A 22,201-nucleotide genomic window follows, 5' to 3' on the forward strand; every position below is an offset into this window, starting at 1 on the left:
TGTTGGGTGAGCGTCTCGACGTAAATGTTTCAGGATTTGTAATTCCACATCCATTGCCCTGCTTACCTTCCAGAGTTTTTTCTTTTAATCCTTTTATTTAGAATACTCGGAAAGTGACAGAAGAGGGATAGGGAACAGTAAAAGACAAAAAAGCTTATCTGAACTTATTGCCTTATACCCAGTTGTTACAGACAGACTTTGTATATAAGTCTTACAACTCCAGCGATCGCACAAAGCTTGCTCAGTTTATCTTGACACGGAAACGAATAAAACCATAAGAATTAGTCGGTGTGCCTTGTCCAGTCGCCGCAGGTAAGCTAGTTAGACTAGAATTTGTCACATTGACTGCTACAGCCCCATTTGTATTACTACCACAACTTGTAGGCGTAGATGAATCATTCGCTGTGTAAAAGGTTCCTCGATCAGAATCTGCTGCATTACTAAAATAAACAGTTGGCGTAGTAGAACCAATAGCCATTGCAATACCTTGGTTTCCCCCCGAACCACCATCATTAGGTGTTTGACCATTAAACGCGGTAGGAATAAAAGTAGTATTCCCTGGAATCAAATCACAGAATTTCACATTAGTAACACTACTGCTACCGTTAGAGAGGAAATAAATAGTGTACTCCACCTCATCTCCTGGCTTGACACCAGTAGCATTTATCTTGCCTCGCAAGTAACTACTCGGCCATTTAGAATCATTATCATCAGTACCAGCACCATCTACACTATCGTTTAAATCGTCACTATTAATGCGGGTAATGCGTTTCACTAACACTACCTTGGGACTACCATTATTATTAACACCAACGCTGGTGACTCTAGTACCTACATTATCCGTATCTCTAGTTGGTAAATAACTAGGACATCTACTGCTGGCGTTACCACTAGTTGTTGCTTCCCAACAAGCACTGGTGTTAGTATCATTACCATTTCGGGTTAAGCTAATCGACTGAGCATCAGCAGCATTAGCAATGTTTGATTGATAAGTATTGTCCCAAAGATTGAGAGAACTAGGCGGAGGTGTGCTAATTGCATTACCAGAACCGTAAGCAACATAATCAATAATTTGATTCTGGCTATCGTATAACCAGACATCATCACCACCGTTAGTCAGTCGAGTGGAAAACCCTAACCAAGCTTGAAACGCTGCTTCTGTAGCTTGAGTATTAGCGTTTTGAGAGCCTATCCAAATAACGGCGTATTGTCCTGGTTGTAGAGTTGTCCCATTGGGAAATGTGTAATTAAAGGCATTTGATGGAGCCTCAACACTATTAACAATCAGATTACCATCGGCTAATTTGACCCCACTCAAGTCAACAGGTGAAGAAGAAGCATTATAAAGTTCGATAAACTCATCGTTTGTACTAGCACTATTTCCTGAGCCTGTTTCGTTATATAGCACTTCATTAATAATGATTTTGCCCGCTTGAGGCGAGACTTTGTAAACATCAAAGCCGAAGTTTTGATTGGTTATCGCACTTCCAGAGACAGTCACAGCTAAGTCATTAGATGTACCCAAAGAAAATCCCGTAGGAATGTTGCTATTGGTAGTATCAACTTGAATTTTATAACTACCATTTGCCACCCCAGTAAAGCTGTAAGTACCATCTGCCTTAGTAGTAGTTACAGTTACAACAGAGTTATCACTAGCGTTGAGTAGTTTGACATTAATCCCAGCAGGTAAAGTTGGTTCACCAGTATCAAAATCATCTCCGCGATCGCTATCTTCATATAAAGCGCCAGAGATAGTTACACCAAAGTCAATAATATTTAATGGTGTAGTTTCTCTATTACTGGGATAAAACGTCCATAAATCTAGTCCTTTACTGTCTCCAAAAGAACCAGTGCATTTTGCATTAGTGTTACCATTATTGCCAAACTGACCAAATTTCCGGTCGTTGTTACTGCTATTAAACCCAGAAATTGGGTCGCTAAAAGCTGGGCTTGGTTGACCAATACCACAAAGTACATTATTTGGAACACCAACATTTTTACCACCAATTGTTGTATATCCTCGGTCATCATAAAATACAGTGGTATTTCCTAGTGGATTAGTACTGTTCAGCATTGTAATTGTCGGCCCACCAGAAAAATTATTCTCTGCATCCAGTAAAGGAAAGTGGTATTCACCTGCATGAACTTTGACGCGAACTTGATAGTTAGCCCCTACTGGGAAATTGTCACCGCTATTATCTTTACCATTCCAACTAACAGACTGTAAGCCGGATGTGTTCATCACACCTCTTAACACACGGTTTTGGCTGTTAGTGGGGTCAAAATTTGAGCCATCTCTACTAATAACAATTTCGTAGTTGCCCGTTATGTTAGTGTCGAAACTAAAAGTACCGCCTGTACCTAAAGAACTTGTATTTCCAGTGGCTGTACCTAGAAAATTCAAACTATTTACAGTGGGTACAGTAGGGCTGAGAGGAATACCAGTGCCATCAAAATTACCGTCAGGTCGGTAGCGATCAATAGATGACAGTGCTTGAGTATCTAAAGGATTCAAAAATGTGGCATATTGTGGCCGAGATAAGCTAGTACCTGCTTCTAGGGGAGTCAGGGTATTATCTTTTGCCAGAACATCATGATAAAGAGGTGTTTTACCATCGCTATCATAAAATCCTACTTGGTTGCCGTAAAGAATGAATCCATTCGGATCTGTGCCTCTTAGCTCTATTTTGTATTGGTAGCCATCTGTAGTGACTGGATAAACGGGAAAATTGAGATATCGACCGTTATCGCCAGTAAAAAAGGCAAAATAGTAAGTGAATAACCTGCCGTTGATATCTGTGGTTGAGCTTGCACTGCTGCGGACTGTGACATCCCAAGCTGCAACACTGGTAAATTGCTGATTATTAAAATTGTTGGCACTAGTTAACTCAATGTCCCCTGTGATTACTGTTTCGTTGTTAGAGTTCTCTCCTTGAGGGCCAGAAAAAACGATTGTATAAACGCCGGTTGTTGGCGCTTGATAAACACAGGGTATATAACCACTGGTGTTACCTGTACCATCAGCAGAACGTGGCCCGGCTAACTCCAGAGTCCGACTGGTAATTTTACCTGTATTTGTTCCTGTTTGAGCAACACAACTAAAAGCCTCGGAACCCGCAGCCGGAATTGTTTCGTTACCAACGGGATCTGTAACAGCACCAGGATTGAATACCCGAATATTGCCATTACTAACCTTGACTGCCGAAGACCCCATGAGAATATATTCACCAGCTTGGGCGTAGACTCTGAGTAAGGTACGGCGCTTTACTAAATTACCATAAGTACTATTACGCCATTCGATGTTGGCGCGATTACCCGTAGCTCCACTAGGATACAGTGTGCGGCTTCCTTCGGCTCGGACAGTTTGTGAGCAAACACTTAGAGCTAATAGTGATAATCCTAAACTGTTGAATAATCTCTGATAGCATTTTCGTCTGTGCAGTAGATCCATTGCTGTGTTATTAGCTCCTGATGTCAATTGAATGATAGCGATCGCACCACTAAATTCCCGGTATATTCAGAAATACTATTGGCGAAAAATGACTACCTCATTTACCAAGTCTTTAGCTTTTAGATTTCCCAAAGTGTCGCTAAATCTACCACCAATTGTTAAAAAGCTAGATTTCTCGGCTCTAACGCTGTGGTGGGGGGATTTTCTGCTGTCCAAAACCTTCAAATAATTCGTTGAGTTTCAAGGTTAAACCCAAATAAGGGCCGCCAGCGGAACGCACACCTGAAAAATCTCGGTCATCAACTCGCCCAAAAGCATATCCAGCAGCTAAACGCAAGTTAGGCGATAAATAATAACCAGTTTCGACGACAAAGCCTGTTTCACTATAATTACCTTGCCCTATCCAACGCGCCTCTCCTACTAAATCCATGTTGTATCCCACGCGGTAAGTAGCTCTCAATTGCCCCAAGTTCACACTACTAGTCCCGACTAAATCGTTGGCTAGGTAAGATGTACTGTTCCGCAAAGCATATTTACCGTAAAATTCCCATTGCCAGTTAGGTGCATAGATGGTTTCTAGAGCAAAGGTATGGTCTTGAGAGCCTGTACCACTACCTAATAGAATAGTGTCAGGTATCACCGCCGGATTTTCTCTGTATTCATACCGTAATAAAGCATTAAATTTATCATTACTGGGGTCACGGTAAGCTAAACCTAATTTGAGGTTCACCGTATCACCTAAACCTATGAGTTTTTGATTGGCTGAATTTGCCTGTTGATAACGTGCTAAAGCCGTCAGGGCTGGCGAAATTTTGCCTGTGGCTGCTGCCGAAATAACTGTATTAGAACCACTAGCAGAAGTACGATGTTCATAACGGGTACTCGCTTGAAACTCAGGGTTATCACTGTATTCCAACCCAACGCTGTAGCTATCGCCACTCTCAAACCCTATAGATGAAGCGGCTTGACCAACTGTAAAAGGTTGGGCGTATTGTTGTCCTGCACCCGTGCGGTTAAAGAAGCTGCCAAATACGTGTTCGTAAGCCAGATTCAGCCGTAAACCAGGAGCGATTTTCCAACGGTTATTCAGACCAATAGCGCCTTGAGTAGTGAGTTGATTTGCACCTCCTAAAATTGAGTAACGACCTGTCAAAGTCGTATCTGTGCCGAGTTTATGCTCGCCATTAATACTTAAACTGGTGATGGCATTGCCACTTTGTTGACCGCTACTATAAAACTGTTGAGCGAGACTGATATTTACACCAGGAATAGCGGCCCAATTCAAGCCCAAGATGGTACGGTCTGGGTAAACAGTATCTGCACTGGAAGATAGGGTGAGTTCATTTTGGGCGGCGAAAGTGAGGTTTTTAACGATGGGAAAAGTCAGACGCGATCGCAATTGATGAGAATCACTCGTTAAAGCATTCACCGGAATCCTATCTTCTCGATGGCGATGAATCCAATCAACGTCAACGGTAGCCTTACCCAAGCGTTGTTGAATCCCGGCGGAAATTGTTGTCAAGGAGTTATCAACTTGACTCCCTGGTGTAGCGTCCAAACGTGGTGCAAATAGTTCTTCAAAAGTATCTAGCGGTTGGGGTGCAATACCAAAATTATCTTCATGGTCATATTGCGCCCGAAAATTAGTTCTTTGCGAAAGTCTAGCGGTTAATTGCGCTCCATAGCGGGTTTGTCCAGGTACAAAGCTAATGGTGGCATTATTGGCAAAGCCTGTATCAGCAAATCGATAATAAGCACGTCCTTGAATAGCATTGCTAATTTGTCCCTCGGCTTCTAGACGGTAAGCGGCACCACTGACTTTACCAATCACTTCTGAATCATTGCTGGAATGAGCATATTCAGCAATTAGCCTGCCATTACTATCTAAAGAAATCAGCGCATCTGCACCATAGAGTTGAAAGTCCCGTACTCCTTGATTTTCTTGGACGAAAGTCGCACCTAACCAACTTTCTTGATTCAAACTACGGGAGAAGTTGTATTGCAATCGACCTGCATAGATATTACTGTCAGAATCTTGACTGTCATATTGATAGCTAACTACAATGCGTCGGACTAAGACTTGTCCAGTACTATCTATATCAGTGCGGAGAATCGGTTCACGAAAGATTAATGTACCGCGATCGTAATCAATTTCGTAGTCTGGGCCACGACTGAGTTGTTTACGCTCCAATACAGTACCAGGGCGATTCAGTTCTTCTAATTCCAGAAAAACATTTTCACTACCAGCGATGACTAACCTTCTAGAAAGGAAGTAATAACCACTCGTACCATCAGGTGCAATGGTATCTCGTTGAAAGCCTTCGAGATTATTGCCATATAAGCCTGTAAATTGAAAATTCCCAAAGTTGTAGTTGGCTTTAAACCCATGTAATTGACGAGTGATAGAAGTAAATTGCTGGGATGTGCGGGCAAACTCTTCTGTGTCATAATCACCCCACATGAAATAATCAGGAGCAGCATTGGGAGTTTTAGAAGTACGTTCAAACCGCAAAAATACACTATCAATAGAAGGTGCAACAACATCAGTTCTGGAACTATCACCATAAACAGGATAGTTTTGTTCGTTAAATTGGTAGTTTCTAAATAGACGGTTGTCGCAGTTACAATCTTCGTTAAGAGTGCGGGAACTGTTATATGCACCTGTAAACAACCATTCGCCTATTGCACCTGTGGCAAATATCGCTGAGTGAAAATCTAATTGGGTGCTGGTATCTTTGTCAGGACGGACAAAATCTCGAAAACTACTGTAATAATCTGTACCTCTGGCACCTAAACGGACATCAATAACACCAGTCAATAAACTTGGCCGCAACGCTGTTTCAAATTGCAGTTGGGTAAAGGCTTCTAAATCATTGGCTGCGGCACGAATGCGGACTGTTTGAGCTTTTAAATCAGAACGCAATGTGGCGGTAAACTCCCCAGCTTTCGCTTCTACCTGAAATCCAGGTTCATCAGGTTTGAAGTCCTTTCCGACTAACTCTCCCGCCGTTGGTATCACAGTCACAACAGCATCGTGGTTAGAGCGATTGCCATTTTCATCAATTAATTCCCCACGGATAGTTGCAGTCGAACGTCCATCAGCCGGAATCCGAGCTTCAACTGTTTCTACTGTGAGTTTTTTTGGCGCACTCCGCACTACTATCCGTACTGTTACAGATGATTCTGGTTGACCTACCTCTTGTGCAGAGATGATATTTTCTCCGGCTGAGAGTGAGACACCATACCATGTCTGTGTAACTAAATTGGTATTACTATCAGTCGCTGTCTGTCCAACTAAGGACGAGTCTACGAGTACGTTATTGACGCGCAATTCCACCTGACTACCGCTAGGAAATTGCACACTGACGTTAGTAGCAGGCACATCAACTACACTATCAGTAGATGGATTGAGAATTTTGATAGCTGTATTTTGATTTTCAACTGCTGCCGCAATTTTACGTAAGTTTTTCGGAATTTGAATGTCAGTTGCTGGCTTAAATGGTTGTATGGTGGTTTTTGTTAAAGCAAGCTCAACAGCAGTAAGCTCGTTATTATCAGGCAACGAACTATCAATCTGACTGTCTTGTGGCAAAGGATTTGGCTGAGAGAGTTCATCAACTTCTCTGGATGTGTTCACAGAAGTTTGATTATCTGCCGTGGCTAAGGTAGAAGCAGAGGGAAACTGATTCTGGACACTATTTTCTGTTTCGGGAATGAATGTTTGTGCTTGCACTATAGCTGGACACAAAACAACGCTGATTGCACCTGCCATAGCACCCATCAGCCTGAGATTAAAGGTAGTTACACCGTGTAGTTGAGGTTTCATACTTTATTTACTCCTGCTGGGGGTGACAGCAAAGTTCATTCTGACTAAGCCGCCCGGTTCCAGACGCACCCAGCGAGATTGCGTATTGCGTTCGCGGAATTTGCGGTTGGGAGCTAAGGTATAGCCAGGAACACTGCTGAGGTCGAGTACTCCTGTATGGCTGCCTGGCAAAACATTGGCGACAGAAAACAAGCCATTGGGATCTGTGGTGATGCGATTACCGTTTTCCAGAAAAATTACGGCATTGGGAATTCCTGGTTCACCATTTTGCTGTTCACCGTCAAAGTTTTTATCTTCAAAGACACGACCGATAATTGTGCCGCAGTCAGCAACAATCCCCGGTCGAATGACTAATTGGTGCGTTGCTGGGCCATCTTTAGCAGCTAGGCTGTTGTCAGTTCTGAGTACACGCGCGATCGCACTATTGCGACCAGTCCCCCGTACTGCATCAGGTGTGAGTTGAGCCGCGTAGGCAATATTCACCACTTTTTGAGATGGGATAGTTACATCTGTGCGGAAGGTGACTGTATTGCCATTGCGTTCTGTGGTGATGCTGACTGTTTGACCATCCAACTCGCCGCGTACAGATTTGGTGATGAAATGAAAGCCTAAAGGCAAATTATCGGTGACAACTAAGTTATTTAAACCAATATCGGATAAGTTTTTCACAGATATCCGATAAATAACTGTATCTCCTGGTTCTGCCGTGGCGCGATCGCCTGTTTTAATAATCTGTAACTGCTGTGCTGCACACAAATTAGCTGTAAATCCCAAGGTCAATAAACTACTTTGGTTAATTTCCCCATTCGGAACCGTAACTAATGTGTCCTCAATTCTGGTTGCACCTGTGCTATTTAAAGGTTCCCCATCCAAAGAAGTCGCTACATATTTAATATTGTTATTAGTAGTGCTATTGCCCCCAGTAATTTGAATTTTAATCCGCCGCTGTTGGTAACTAGAATTTTGTGGTGGATTAATTACCAAAATGTAAGTTTTACCTACCTCAGTTTGACCTTTATTCGGGTCAAGAAGCAGGTTGTAAACACCTGCTGGGCTATTTTTTAAGAAAAAAGGATTAGCATTTTCAATATTGGGGGTCTGACCGCCAGCAATACTATTATTAGGAATATCTGGCAACTCTGTCTGAGTTAAAGGTACTATTTTGCCTAATTCAGTGCCTGTGGGATCATTAGTATTTGATTCATATAAGCCTACAGAAAACCCTGTATAATCTGCTAAAGCTGTACCAGCACAACCTAAAATAGTTCCTGATTTACTAGTTGAAATAATAGAATTAGTTAATAGTTTAAGTTCGCTAGATACTCCTTGATATTGAATATTGCTGCTTGAATCTGTATAAGTATAACTAGCTTGATTAACAATATCCTTTGTTGCTTGTTGTGCTGTTGCTTTTAAAGGCAAAATCGTAGTAAGAAAACCAACAAATATAATAAATCTAGACAATTTATCTTGCCGTTTGCTACTAAAAATAATCTGCTTTTGCCTTCGTGCAATACTTCCTGATTTCATTTACTTGCAATGCCATTTTTAGTAGATGGATTTACATTTTAAAAATTAATATTTAAGTTGTAAAGGCTAATTGGTAAAAAAGTGATGAAGTATTAAATGTGAAATTTGCAAACTCTGATTATTTTTATTTAACTTGAGTTTGATAAGTGAATTTGAGTGTAGTTTTTGCGGCAATTACTGGGCTATAAAAGCGAATATGTGTATAAGCACTAGCGGGTGCAGGTTGCATTTTTACATTGCCGTTAGGTAGAGTAACTTTAATTGTGGGATTTTTGACAAAGCTGCTTCCGTTATCAATGCTGTAGCTAATCTTGACATCACCAGTAAAATTAGCCGATTGCAAAACATAAACCATACCTTTAGGAATAGGTTGATTAAAATTAAGTTTTTTCAGTGGGCGATCGCTACTATTTTCTCCAATCAAGGTATAGCGTAATATATCTCCTGGTTTGACGATTTCTTGATTATTCAAACCCTGCCAGTTTATCTTTTGCTTACCTTGTTGATCCTTAAGCAATACCCGCCTTTCTGCTGCCAATACTAACTTTAAAGCTGGTGGTTTTTGAGGAGTTTGTGCTACTACACTGTTCGTTTGCCATCCATACTTTACGCCTGATACATCATTCATAAATGCAGATGTCATCAGCAATAAACTTGCCCCAATTCCTGGAATAAAAATCTGTTTCATTTTAGTCACCCTGATAAATTACTATTAGTTAACTTTGCGTTGAAAGGTAAATGTTCTTGTCACACCAGGAGCAACGCTACTATTAACGGTATCTACATATTTAGTGACATCAGTAGTCACAGAAGTCCCGCTAGTTGTGTTAGTAGCATTAGTAGTAGCTGGATTCCCACTAAAAAATGTGATTGTTCCTCCAGAATCTTGCGCCGAGCCAGCAACATGGCTAGTATCAATTGCGCCATTACTGTCGTTATCTTGCGCCCAATTATTGGGAATTACAGTGCCATCTTCTGTAATCACCACTTTGTCAGCATTCAAAATTACATTATTACTCCCACTTCCTGGCGGTGGTTCAGAGATATTTTTGTACTGAATAACGTACTCAATAATGTTTCCTGGTGCTGGTTTCTTTGCAGTTGTACTCAAAGTCCCATCAGTACCTTGAACGGCCGGACCAGTTCCTTTTAAAACCCGTGACTGTTTGATTAGTTGCAAGAAACCTGTGTATACACGATTAATAGTGATGTTTGTTGCTCGTTCATCGACGGCTAAACCATCACCATCAGTGTCGATAAATGCTGTAATTGGTACAGGGAAGCCACGTTCAATACCAGGATCGGTTGAAAGTGGCGTATCTGTAGGTAAGTCAACAGTGACACTATAGTTGGCCGTTCCATTTGCGGCTACTCCATCAATGCGGATGGGGTTTGTACCACTAATTAGGTTTCCGCCTACAGAACCAGCGCCGCTTGTAAATGTAAAAACCCCGTTATTGTATGTATAAGTAGCCGATATTCCACCATTAGCAGAGATAGTCACAACTGTACCGTTAGGCAAGTCATCTGGGTTAGCTGGTAGCGTAGGTAGTAAAGAGATATTTTTTGGTTGATTACCTGTATTTTTAATTGTGTTAGTAAAAGTAACTGGGTCTGGATCAAATGTTGAACCTGGAGTTAAACCTGTCGGAACATCGGAAGATTTATTCGTGAAGTCATCATTGTTATTGCTCGGCCCTACTGCTTCTGGAGAACCGTTTGGCCCATTGAGCAGTAAAATAACATCGATGGTGAATACGTTGGCTTCACCTCCAGAGTTGGCGGTTGTATTTTCAGTATCGCCAGTATTGTTACCAGCAGTATCAGTTCCAGTTGCAGCTAAATCATTTGAATTATCAATATAACCATCAGGTACAGTCGGTGGTAACTGGTCTGGTACGCCATCCCCATTTGTATCTGTGTTTGATGGGGGTGTCATATTACCAGAGATTCCATTAAAGTTACTGGGATTTTGATCACCAGACTCGTCGAACACAGGCGCATCTGTTCCTGGTGTTTTACCAAATACTTGGGCGATGTTGGCAATGGTTAAAGGTGGTGTCTCTCCAGCTTTAACTTTGACCTGAATGGAGAATTGGGTTAATTGGGCATCAGCCGCAGCAAGGTAAGTGGCTGAATTACCATCTGTAGTGGGTTTAATAAAACCAACACGAGTGACTTGAGATAAGTTTGGTGCTGAGGTTGTCCAAGTAGCACTATTAGCGGGTGTGGAGGGCAAACTAGTAGAATAAACAACAGTCCAACCGCTGGGAGCAGTAGGTGAGACTGCTAGTTGTGTTCCCAAGGGAATTGCATCAGCAACTAAGATATTTTTGCCACTCAGACCAGGGACATCAGAACCAGCTAAAGCTGACGGAGTGATGTTTTGTCCGGTGTTATCAGTAGACCTAACTTGCAAACTTAAGTTGTAGTTGATGGTATCGTCTGTGATGTCTCCGAGGGTATTCTGATTGTTATAAGTACCACGAGTTTTGAAGATGGTAGCCAAAGAATAATTCTTCGGATTAATGGTAATACTGGCGGATGCGCTACCTTCTACGACACCGTTAACGGGTGAACCTGTAATTTCTCCAGATATACCATCCGAGTTATCGTTATCTACCGTATAAATGTCTCTAGCGTCATTAATTGAGCCGCTACGAGGTGAGTTTGTTGCAGTTTCAGCCGGGTTAGTTTCCCCTAAAGTAACTTTGATGGTTTGACCTGATGTTGCACCAGAATTAACTGTGACTGGTACTCTGACTAGTATCGTGCCATTCACAGCTATGGAAGATGTAGTGAAGCCTCCATTGGGAACATTTGTCCATGATGCCCCACTGTCAGTACTATATTGTAGTGTGCCTTGTGTACCTGGGCCGGTAATACCAGCTTGAGTGGGAATTTGGAACTTAGTCGGGTCGTTACCGACGTTGGTAATGGTAAATGGAAAATATATAATATCGCCTGTTTGGATACTTCCACCGTTATCATCTTCAGGTGTACCAGCGACAACGGAGATTCCCGCTACTTCCGCTACTGTGACGGTTACGGTGTTAGAAGTACTGTTAATTGGTACGTTGGGATTATTGGGGTCTTCGTAGGTGGCTGTCGCTTGGTTGTCAATAGTTGAACCAGCTGCGGTTGGCGTAGTTTGAGCTAACACTGGGGAGACCAAGAAAAACCCGTTAGCTAAAAATACTGTTGCTACTAAAGTATTGTGAAATATGCAGTTTTTAGTCTTTTTAATTCGATAACGAGATTTCATTGGGTGTAGTCGCTTGATACGGTGCAGCCTGATAAATTTCGATAAGAGTCAGTGCAAAATACGCTTAAATTATGCAAATTCAAATTTGCTGTAAGACCAATTTGAAAAATGAATTGCTGAAAAGCCGATAAATCAATCCTTCCAAAATCTAAAATCCAAAGGAACCGATACTAAAGCAATCTCGAATCACTTGGGAATACTAGTTTCATCTCATGTAGTAACACATAAATACAAGTAATAAATTTTACTTAAGAGCGGTTTCAAATACTGACACTTCGGCTATTACTTGTTACATCAATATTGCGTAACAATAACAAAAGTAAATCAACCATCTCCAATTAAAAAACAGTTGAAATACTGGTATATCAAAAATTCATACTTAAAAATACTAAGTATTTTCTCTTGAAAGAAAATCAAGATATTTCTAATTTTTGATACTTAACTATTAGTTGAATACCGTAATACTGAGTGCTGAACAATCAGAAAAATAGATTTTTGTTCGCTCAAGAAAAATAGTAGATGGCTCAACAATACCCGACAAAAATAGTCGGGTATGTTTGACTGGTATTTTTACTCGTGATAGTATCAAGCGACAGTTGACGGACAAACAGGGAAAGCGATCGCTATGACTCAGGCAACCTCCACACACACCCAAACAACCACAGCCACCTTAGAAGCTTTGAAGTGTAAGGAATGTGGTGCAGAATACGAACTCAAAGCCAGTCATGTTTGTGAGTTTTGCTTTGGGCCGTTGGAAGTGAAATATAACTACAACAATATTCGCCTGAGTGTTAGCCGCGAAAAAATCCAAGCAGGGCCAAATTCAATTTGGCGCTATCGTGAATTTTTACCTGTAGCAACTGACAATGTAATTGATGTGGGAACCGGGATGACTCCTTTGGTGCGTTCCCAGCGCTTGGCACGTCGCCTAGGACTGAACAAGCTTTACATTAAAAATGATGCCGTCAATATGCCTACCCTCAGCTTCAAGGATCGGGTGGTATCCGTGGCGCTGTCTCGCGCAAGAGAATTAGGTTTTACCACAGTATCTTGTGCTAGTACTGGTAACTTAGCTAATTCTACAGCGGCGATCGCTGCCCATGCAGGTTTAGACTGCTGTGTCTTTATTCCCTCCGACTTAGAAGCAGGTAAAGTTCTCGGTAGCTTGATTTACAGCCCAACTCTTATGGCTGTCAAAGGCAACTATGATCAAGTGAACCGTCTGTGTTCGGAAGTGGCGAATACACATGGTTGGGGCTTTGTGAACATTAATCTGCGCCCTTATTACTCGGAAGGCTCCAAAACTCTCGGCTTTGAAGTTGCAGAACAACTTGGTTGGGAATTACCAGATCATATAGTTGCGCCTCTGGCTTCTGGTTCGCTGTTTACCAAAATCTATAAAGGCTTCAAAGAATTTGTCGAAGTTGGTTTGGTAGAAGGTAAAAATGTTCGCTTCAGCGGCGCACAAGCTGAAGGTTGTTCTCCCATCGCTCAAGCCTTTAGAGAAGACCGCGACTTTATTAAGCCTGTGAAACCAAATACAATTGCTAAATCGATCGCAATTGGGAATCCCGCAGATGGTGTATATGCTGTTGAAATCGCCAAGAAGACAGGCGGTAATATAGAATCAGTCACCGATGCAGAAATTATTGAAGGTATCAAGCTGCTGGCAGAAACCGAAGGTATCTTTACAGAAACAGCAGGCGGTACAACCGTCGCCGTGCTGAAAAAATTGGTAGAAGCTGGCAAGATTGATCCTGACGAAACTACCGTAGTTTATATCACTGGTAATGGTTTAAAAACCCAAGAAGCAATTCAAGGTTACGTTGGCGAACCGTTGACAATTGATGCCAAACTCGATAGTTTTGAACGTGCGCTAGAACGTTCTCGCACCCTTGACCGCTTAGAATGGCAACAAGTTCTAGTCTAAATTTATTCAGGCTTTGTTTCACACTTCACACTTCACACTTCAAATATGGCTGTTACTGTTTTAATTCCTACCGCTCTCCAAAAGTTCACAGATAACAAAGCTGTTATAGAATGCAGCGGTAATAATATTTCCGAGTTGTTCGATTCCTTAGAAAAAAATTGTCCTGGGATAAAGTCTCGCCTGTGTGATGACGACGGAAAACCACGACGTTTTTTAAACTTGTATGTTAATAGCGAAGACATTCGCTTTTTAGAGGGAACAGAGACATCATTGAAAGATGGTGATGAAGTGAGTATTGTCCCCGCTGTTGCAGGTGGTTGATACGTTAAAGTTTAAGTTCCTCAAATTCGACTTTCTACATTAAGTCAATACAGCAAAAAACTATTCCCTGTTTCTTCCTGTGTGTGGAAGATAAATCTTTTACCCAGTCCACAAAGCTGGGTAAGTTTTTTATGCCAAAATTATATTGAGCTAAAAAGAGGATGATCCATTGATCGGATTCATCCTGTAATGTTATTTTTAACGTCTAATTTATAGCGCAATACGGTTCCGATAAGCTTTTGTATCTTTTACTATTCCCTGTTTCCTTATCCAGACAAGAAAACTTTCTTAACTGAACCGTATTGATTTATGGCGTGTCTGGATCTTTAGAGGTACAGCTTATGTAATTGGTAACTGCTGTACTACTTGTCTTTCTTTACCACCTGACTACCATGACTCCGAGGATCATCTTGGCCTTTTGGTACCACTGGGGTGGAAACTTTAGAAGTTTTACCGCTTGCTTGGGCATAAGGTAAAGGCGTACCGGCTACTAATGCTTCGACATTATTGCCCATAATAGTACGGGGTATATCACCGATCGCCTGGGCTATGCTTTCTCCATCTTTAGTTAAAAATACAAAATGGGGAATGCCATCTACCCGATATTTCAACATTTCTGGCAACCATTTGTTATTATCAACGTTCAGCATGACAAAATTTGCTTTGTCGGCATACTGCTGTTCTAGTTGTGCTATGTCTGGGGCCATTTTTTGGCAGACAGTACACCAGTCAGCGTAAAACTCAACGATTGATGGTTTACCATTACTCAACGCCACATCAAAGGGGGTAGAGTTTTTACCCAACTCTGCAATAGAGGTAGAATTACTTTCAGTTCGTAACCCTAAGACGAGGGCAACGCTGAGGGCGATCGCTACTATTACAATTAAGAAGTTTCTCAAACGTGTCCCAAATGTAGATTCCGGCTTGGCGGGAGAATTAACGGGTGCTTCTGTAGTCATAGGAAATTTATTCATACTTATTAACTATTGCCACTATGTTAGTTTATCGCTTTCTTTTTGTATGTCCGCCTCTACCTGCTTAAACCTGTGAAAAAACGAGTTACTCTGACATTTCCTAAGCGTGCCATTCAAATGCCTGTAACTTACGTACTGGCAAAAGATTTTAACGTAGCTGCCAATATTATCCGCGCCCAAGTTGCCCCTAATCAAATCGGCAAACTGGTGGTAGAACTCTCAGGAGACATCGATCAGTTAGATGCAGCAATTGAATGGATGCGATCGCGCCATATTGGTGTTTCTTCGAGTTTGGGAGAAATTGCCATTGATGAAGATATCTGTGTTGACTGTGGCTTGTGTACTGGGGTATGTCCAACAGAAGCACTGAGTCTGAACCCAGAAACGTACAAGCTGACATTCACGCGATCGCGCTGCATTGTTTGTGAACAGTGTATTCCAACTTGTCCTGTGCAAGCGATTTCTACCAACCTTTAAGCTTTAACTCATCCGAAACCTTCCTTGTTCCCTTTTAAATTGATGCCATTAGCAACTTCCCTGATTGTGCAATACGGTTCAGATAAGAAAACTAAATCACAACAAAACCAACAAATAATTATTCAACAAAAAACGAAAGAATTATTTTGGAGGGGGTTTGGGGGACGCAACCGTCCCTCGATTGGGGGTTTGGGGGATTCTCCCCCAAATCTTGCTCATTGTCTGATAGGTAAGCAGAAATTGAGAAATCACATCTCATTACCTTAACTGAACCGTATTGCCTGATTGTGCCACTTCTTATTAAGTAAATTTAACGGCAAATTTAATCCGTGAGGGTATTGACAAGCAGATAATAAATTAATACCCATAATTAGAATTATTCCTAATAGCTGAAAATTGGGTTCTGCTCCAATTTTTAATTATATTTCGTGACAAAAAATAAATATCCAATGTTAATATGAATACCTGTTGTCATAGCTGTAAGTTTAAAAAGCATATCAAAAGATAGATATAAATTTTTAACTAATGCTATTATGCAATCACCCAATTAAGTATCTAATTGCTATTAATTATGAAAATAGCTACAAAAACCACAGTAAAAACTTTAGGGGAATATGCTCACGAAGCGATTCAAAAGCATTTTAGTAAAACTTTAAAATACGAAAAAACTGTAAAAAAAGATGAAGATCCCGAAGCGCTACACCAAATGCGTGTTGGAATGCGCCGTCTTCGCACCACAGTAAGTAGATTTGATTTAGTACTCAATTTGCCAAAGCCAGCCAGCGATAAAAAGATTGGTAAAATTTCTCGTTGTCTTGGTAGCCTACGAGACTTGGATGTACTAAAAGAAAATTTAGAAACCCTTTACCAACCAAAATTACCAAATAAAGAACAGAAATCTCTCCATAAAGTTTTTCATGCTTTAGCACAACAGCGAGAAGTTGCATTAGCTGATGTGTTGAATACACTTAAGGATGAACCATATAAATCTTTTAAACAAACATTAGAAGAGTGGTTAGAAAAACCGAGTTATCAATCTTTAGCCTCTTTACCAATTCAGCAAGTACTACCTGATTTACTATTACCTGAAGTAAGTATTTTCTTCCTACATCCAGGATGGCTAGTGGGAACCCAAGTCATCGAATCGGAAGTGAAGATTCGGACTGACTGGAAAGCCGAGAAAATAGAACAACATTTAACGAATAAAGGTGATACTGTTCATGATCTACGCAAACAAGCAAAACGTGTGCGTTATCAAATGGAATTATTCGCTGACTTATATCCTGAATCTTACTCAGCTTATATTGCAGAAGTAAAAAGTATTCAAGACATTTTGGGTAGTATTCAAGACAGTGTAGTTATGGGAGAGTGGCTGACAGATATTTTTAAGTCAGAATTTAATACTCATTTGCCCACACTTGCTAATTTATTAGCAGAAAATCGTTACCAATTATGGCAGCAGTGGCAACCTTTGCAAGAAAGATACTTGATAGTGAAAAATAGAAATGATTTTCGTTTAGCTATCTTGCAAGCAGCTTAAAATTTTGTTTGTTTCTATTAACGAGGAGTTAAACTAACAGGAGCCTCTAGGGATAAGACATATACACTGCTATGAGGAATTTGCACAATTCGGGTATTTTCTGCGGAACGTAAACCTGTCACCAATCCCACAGCACTTCCTAACATAGCTCCTCGATCAAATTGCTCTGGATCTCCTTGGCTGAGAAAGCCTAAAGTACTACCGCCAATTCTCCCCCAAACAGAACCATTTTCGACTGCTTTATCATTAGCTCGCTTATGAGTAATGGTAGTACTAGGAATAACCTGACTGGCTGCTTTAATTGTGACAATTCGTCCGTTAATTACTAATGACTGTGCCACAATTTTTGCTCCCCCTTCTTTTGGTTTTAAAACTATACTTACAGGAGTATTTTCAGGCGCAATAATATTACCTTGAGAATCTTTAATCGCACTAGCTAAAGGAAGAGTCAAAGGATAATCTTTCTTTTGCCCAACATCTACAGTAACAGACGCGGGAAACGAAACGATAATTGCCGTGTCTTGGGGAATGGTGATTTCGGAACTGACGGTTTGTGGTTGAGCTTCTACAGCTGGAACTGTTTGAGCATAAGTGGGTGATGTAACTGCGCCTAACAAAGACAGAGAACAAGCAAGACTCAATAAAATATGTGTTTTCATAACCGCTTTCCTTTTGGTGTGAGTGTTTGGTGTGAGGGTTTCATCCCTTCACTCAATCAATAGGTGTCGGGTTATGAGTTTATGCAGGTTATCTCAGACTAGCATTCACCGTGTTGCTAATCAGGCTTTTAGCGATCGCATTTCCAAATCATCGCTTTCCCTGATTGAATTCGCGCCTACGCAATTTTACTAAAATTCTGACTCGCCGTTTGAACTGTTCAAAGTCATCAACACTCAATTTTGTTTTTTGCCAGACTGGACGTTGTATCAGTCGCTCAATCCATTTATTTATCTTGGGATAATGATTCAAGTTAATGCCTAAACTGGGTAAAGAAGACACAGCTATACCAGCCACAATATCTGCTAAAGTTAGCTGTTGACTGCCAAAGTAGAGAGAATTATCCAATACCTCTGTAAAAAATAGCAGTACTTTATCTATATGCTGTTTGGCTTTCAGAAATTGCGGTGAGTCTGCATTTTCATAAATTAATGAGACTATTTGGGGAAATAATTCATTAGCAGTCACATACTGCACCATCCGCACTTTTGCTAAAGCTTGCGCCTCTTTGGGTAGCAGTGAAGGTATCGGATACTTCGCTTCTAAATAGTCCATAATTGCTAGGGATTCGACTATTTGTAAGTCATCATCAACTAGCACTGGAATATGATGAAAAGGATTAACTTGTAAAAATTCTGCTTGTAATTGATCGCCATCTAAGTTCATTAATATCGGCTCAAAAGCAATTTCTTTTTCTAGTAAAGTTAGCCATACACGCCGCGCATTAGGAGAAATTGGATTGTAGTAAAACTTCAACATAACTCAATATTCCTCACAATAAAAGACCGAAAGGTTTGTAATTATACAAAAAAATTAACTTTCCTCCTAAACTTATATTAAAAGACCAAACAGTCTTTTAATAGCCATAATTATCTACATTGGATAATTACGGGGAAAGTATCAATTTAAACTTCTACCTTGTAATTCAAATTTAATTCGTCTCCGATTGTCCCCCTAACACCCCAGTTAGATTTTGGTGTTTCAAAAAGAGTAATTTCAATATCGTTAACAGAAATATCACAGGTTTCGTGAATATCTTTAATTAGTTTCCGAATTAGCCCTTTTTTTGTTTCTACGAAACGTCCCTCAAACATACTAATTTCGATAACTAGATAATTATCTGACCTGTCGTTAGGATAGTAAAAATTTTCTGATTCTAAGGGAAAAAATCGCTGGAATTTCTTTTACGGAGCAACTTTGATAATTTCAATTAGTGAAGTATGGATAATATTAGATAACTCTGATTTAATCGGGTTGAGTTTATCTGCTAAACCATATACTTTAACTTGTACCATAGCTTTTAAGATTAGTGGTTATATACTGTTTCAAGTGAGTAATTATTCTTTGGATGTGAATTACATCGTCGTATAATTTGCTCATCATTATCGCGCCTTCTAAAGTTGCAATCATAATAGTTGCAACTTCATCAGCACTTACTTCTGGGCGAATTTCACCTCTATCAATTCCCTTGGTAATAATTTGAGAAATTAAGTTCAGCCAAGAGTTCATTGCTTGTTGCGCCCGATCGCGCAATGCTGGATGAGTATCATCACTCTCGATCGCTGTATTCAACAATGGACAACCGCCTTTAATTGGTGGATGCTCAACAAAGCTGCTAAATACTTCCATAATCGCGTCCAGGCGTTCAATTGCATCATGCTTACTGCGAACTGCGGCTCTTGTCCGCTGACTGACAAGGGCGATCGCAAAATCAAAGGCTTGGAGTGCTAATTCATCTTTGCTAGAAAAGTGATTGTAAATTCCTCCTTTCTGCAATCCGGTAACACGCATAATATCTGAAATAGACGAACCCGCATATCCTTGTTGGTTAAACAGTTCCGCCGCTTGTTGGAGAATTCGAGTCTTTGTTTCTTCGCCTTTGGACATAAAAGCATTACAGACCAATTGGTCTGATTAAAAATAACATGATAAATAGTGACAAATCAATCCCGACAGAGATGATTAACAATAAATACAGTTATCGTAATTGATCAAGATGCTTCCCAATCGCTATCAAAACCTGAATCAGATTCAGCAACTTGACCCAGTAAAAGACCATAGCCAGATATATCACCTGATGTCGGGTTATGAATTTTCTTGGGAAATGCAGCGATCGCTTGAATTGGCCTTAATGCGAACTTACTGCGTTCCCAGCATTTCTAAATTACTCGATAAGACAAAAGAATTTTACCAACATCCGCAAAAACGCTATGACGACACATCGATTTTGTTGGTAGAAATTGTCAAATGGGGTTATGAGAGCGATCGCGGTCAACAAGCATTGCAACGGATGAACGCCATCCACGGACGCTTTAAGATTGACAACGCCGATTTTTTATATGTGCTTTCGACCTTTATTTATGATCCTATCCACTGGAACGCTAATTTTGGTTGGCGGTTAATGTGCGAACAAGAAAAATTAGCTTGCTTTTACTTTTGGCGAGAAGTAGGTAAACGGATGCACATTCAAAATATTCCCGAAATCTATGCAGAGTTTGAACGCTATAAACTCGACTACGAACGGGAAAATTTTCGCTATTCCGACACAAACCGCCGCGTCGGAGAAGCAACCCTCGCTTTATTTTTGAGTTGGTTTCCTGGTTGGATGCGACAACCATTGAAACCGATTATCTATGCTTTAGTTGATGAGACAATGCTTGATGCCTTTGGTTTTGAACACCCTTCACCATTGTTGCGTTCCACTATGGTAAGAATACTGAAATTCCGCGCCAGATTAATGCACTTACTCCCACCTCGAACTCAGACTGATTTTTATATTGATTCTCCTATCCCCAGTTATCCCCAAGGTTATGAGATAGCTAAGGTGGGGCCAGATGACAGAAGTAAATGAGGTTTATGGATTAACAGGCGATCGCTGGGCGGTAAAACTGCAAAAATTAAGCATTGGTGATGCAAGTTCTCAAACTCGATATTAACTATGACTCAACTTCCTGATACTCTTGAAGATGCGATCGCTCAAGCCCGTGAGGCGACAAAAGCTGCTTTGGCAGATGGTTACAATCGTGTGCAAGTTGAGTTGCTGTTCCCCGAACTCAAACCTATGCCCGTAGCAGAACAATTTATACCGCTATTTGCTGAATATGAGTCTCGGTTGAAGGTTTTCTTTGCCGATGCTGGTGGTGCAGCCTTAGCCCGGCGTGATTGGGTAGATGCACCATTTCAAATTATTGATATCGGTACAGGTAGGGCTGCCTCTATTCAGTCTAAAATTCAACCAGAAGATGAAATTTTCTTATTTGTTTCCCCCACGGCTGTGGAAGTACCGCAACTAGAAAAAGTTTGTGAAATTATCGGCGATCGCGCTTTCGTGATGTTGAACCCACGGCTAGAAGATTCTGGTACTGTGGGTATTGGTTACGCTGCTAGACAAATTCGTGAGCGTTTTCTTAATACCATTGAATCTTGTTACTACCTGCGTCCAGTTGATGAAAACACCGCTGTATTTCGCTGCTATCCCGGCCAGTGGGAAGTTTTGGTACAAAAAGGCGAAACTTGGGAAAAAATTGCCGAACTACCTAAAAAACCATCGGGTGATGATATAGATTATCTTCTCATGCAGGGACAAGGGCAGACATCAACTGATGCTGCACCTGTGAAAAAACCCAGTGTGTTTAAGAGTTTGCAACGGTTTATCAAAGCGTTGAGTAGTTAGTAACGCCCTACTCAAATGTCTACCGTGTACACACAAGTCGAAAATTTGCAGTCTGAAACCGTATCCCGCCTAGAACTAAAGTTCCAGGCTCATAGCCAAAGTCCACAAAGCGTGGACTGGAAGACATTTTTGGTTGAGTCATCTTCAGATGACTTGCGCTATGAGACTCGGAATTCATTCCGAGGCGGGACAGATGCACTCAACGAACATTTGTGTGTACACCGTAGCCCCAAATGTAAGGGCGTAAACTTCGCCCTTACAGAAATTTTTATTCATTTTTGATATAGCTGTAGCCAAGTTAGTTAGGACATCGGTAAGCGATAAAACTTAGAAAATAAAAGACTTTTAACTCTGTCCCTTGTCCCCTGTCATACCAATTCACGAAAAATCTGATGCAAATAAAGCATCAAGAATAAAATCCCAACCTGTAATAGAAGCAACGATTGATGTGTTGAATTTCTCTAAACGCTTCCAGATAAAATGCCTCAATTCATCTA

16 protein-coding genes and 1 pseudogene are annotated in these 22,201 nt (G+C 40.8%); 7 read left to right on the plus strand and 10 right to left on the minus strand.

Features of this window, described 5'->3' with window-relative positions; translation table 11 throughout:
• Positions 1–241 precede the first annotated feature (241 nt).
• From IQ244_RS30095 to IQ244_RS30115, 5 genes are all read right to left on the minus strand, one after another.
• The gene (locus IQ244_RS30095; protein ID WP_193900349.1) at positions 242–3,451 is read right to left on the minus strand and encodes a lamin tail domain-containing protein; all 3,210 of its coding nucleotides are present in this window, start codon (positions 3,449–3,451) and stop codon (positions 242–244) included.
• Between the two features lie 181 nt (positions 3,452–3,632).
• A complete protein-coding gene (locus IQ244_RS30100) occupies positions 3,633–7,277 on the minus strand; it encodes a TonB-dependent receptor (protein ID WP_193900350.1) in 3,645 nt (1,214 codons plus the stop codon).
• 3 nt (positions 7,278–7,280) lie between these two features.
• A complete protein-coding gene (locus IQ244_RS30105; protein WP_193900351.1) occupies positions 7,281–8,807 on the minus strand; it encodes a DUF11 domain-containing protein in 1,527 nt (508 codons plus the stop codon).
• Between the two features lie 124 nt (positions 8,808–8,931).
• Positions 8,932–9,495, minus strand: coding sequence for a hypothetical protein (locus tag IQ244_RS30110; protein WP_193900352.1), 564 nt, complete (start codon positions 9,493–9,495; stop codon positions 8,932–8,934).
• Positions 9,496–9,519: 24 nt separating this feature from the next.
• Entirely contained in the window at positions 9,520–12,072 is a 2,553-nt protein-coding gene (locus tag IQ244_RS30115; protein WP_193900353.1) for a beta strand repeat-containing protein, read from the minus strand.
• Between the two features lie 625 nt (positions 12,073–12,697).
• Between IQ244_RS30115 and thrC the strand changes: the two genes are divergently transcribed.
• Together thrC and IQ244_RS30125 are read left to right on the plus strand one after the other, a co-directional pair.
• On the plus strand, positions 12,698–14,002 hold the full coding sequence (gene thrC, locus IQ244_RS30120; RefSeq protein WP_193900354.1) for a threonine synthase: 1,305 nt from the start codon (positions 12,698–12,700) through the stop codon (positions 14,000–14,002).
• Positions 14,003–14,047: 45 nt separating this feature from the next.
• Positions 14,048–14,323, plus strand: coding sequence for a MoaD/ThiS family protein (locus tag IQ244_RS30125; RefSeq protein WP_193900355.1), 276 nt, complete (start codon positions 14,048–14,050; stop codon positions 14,321–14,323).
• A gap of 362 nt (positions 14,324–14,685) precedes the next feature.
• Here the strand turns inward: IQ244_RS30125 and IQ244_RS30130 are convergent, their stop codons facing one another.
• Positions 14,686–15,282, minus strand: a complete 597-nt coding sequence (locus tag IQ244_RS30130; protein ID WP_193900364.1) for a thioredoxin family protein — start codon at positions 15,280–15,282, stop codon at positions 14,686–14,688.
• An 87-nt stretch (positions 15,283–15,369) separates the two neighbouring features.
• Between IQ244_RS30130 and IQ244_RS30135 the strand changes: the two genes are divergently transcribed.
• Together IQ244_RS30135 and IQ244_RS30140 are read left to right on the plus strand one after the other, a co-directional pair.
• Positions 15,370–15,774, plus strand: coding sequence for an NIL domain-containing protein (locus IQ244_RS30135; RefSeq protein ID WP_193900356.1), 405 nt, complete (start codon positions 15,370–15,372; stop codon positions 15,772–15,774).
• A 571-nt stretch (positions 15,775–16,345) separates the two neighbouring features.
• A complete protein-coding gene (locus IQ244_RS30140) occupies positions 16,346–17,314 on the plus strand; it encodes a CHAD domain-containing protein (RefSeq protein WP_193900357.1) in 969 nt (322 codons plus the stop codon).
• A 17-nt stretch (positions 17,315–17,331) separates the two neighbouring features.
• On the opposite strand, the gene IQ244_RS30145 is transcribed toward IQ244_RS30140, so the two are convergent.
• The 4 genes and pseudogenes from IQ244_RS30145 to IQ244_RS30160 all read right to left on the minus strand — a co-directional run bounded on the left by IQ244_RS30145 (position 17,332) and on the right by IQ244_RS30160 (position 19,918).
• On the minus strand, positions 17,332–17,973 hold the full coding sequence (locus IQ244_RS30145) for a hypothetical protein (RefSeq protein ID WP_193900358.1): 642 nt from the start codon (positions 17,971–17,973) through the stop codon (positions 17,332–17,334).
• A gap of 148 nt (positions 17,974–18,121) precedes the next feature.
• Complete coding sequence (locus IQ244_RS30150) at positions 18,122–18,790, minus strand: glutathione S-transferase family protein (protein ID WP_193900359.1); 669 nt, start codon at positions 18,788–18,790, stop codon at positions 18,122–18,124.
• 146 nt (positions 18,791–18,936) lie between these two features.
• A pseudogene (locus IQ244_RS30155) lies at positions 18,937–19,203 on the minus strand (tautomerase family protein); the annotation flags it as partial.
• A gap of 109 nt (positions 19,204–19,312) precedes the next feature.
• On the minus strand, positions 19,313–19,918 hold the full coding sequence (locus IQ244_RS30160; protein ID WP_193900360.1) for a TetR/AcrR family transcriptional regulator: 606 nt from the start codon (positions 19,916–19,918) through the stop codon (positions 19,313–19,315).
• 109 nt (positions 19,919–20,027) lie between these two features.
• Between IQ244_RS30160 and IQ244_RS30165 the strand changes: the two genes are divergently transcribed.
• The 3 genes from IQ244_RS30165 (at position 20,028) to IQ244_RS30175 (ending at position 21,986) form a co-directional block, all read left to right on the plus strand.
• Positions 20,028–20,882, plus strand: a complete 855-nt coding sequence (locus IQ244_RS30165) for an oxygenase MpaB family protein (RefSeq protein ID WP_193900361.1) — start codon at positions 20,028–20,030, stop codon at positions 20,880–20,882.
• Positions 20,883–20,969: 87 nt separating this feature from the next.
• On the plus strand, positions 20,970–21,704 hold the full coding sequence (locus IQ244_RS30170; protein WP_193900362.1) for a DUF1995 family protein: 735 nt from the start codon (positions 20,970–20,972) through the stop codon (positions 21,702–21,704).
• Between the two features lie 15 nt (positions 21,705–21,719).
• On the plus strand, positions 21,720–21,986 hold the full coding sequence (locus IQ244_RS30175) for a hypothetical protein (protein ID WP_193900363.1): 267 nt from the start codon (positions 21,720–21,722) through the stop codon (positions 21,984–21,986).
• Positions 21,987–22,201 lie beyond the last annotated feature (215 nt).

This window comes from Nostoc sp. LEGE 06077, from assembly GCF_015207705.1.
Taxonomy (GTDB): domain Bacteria; phylum Cyanobacteriota; class Cyanobacteriia; order Cyanobacteriales; family Nostocaceae; genus Nostoc_B.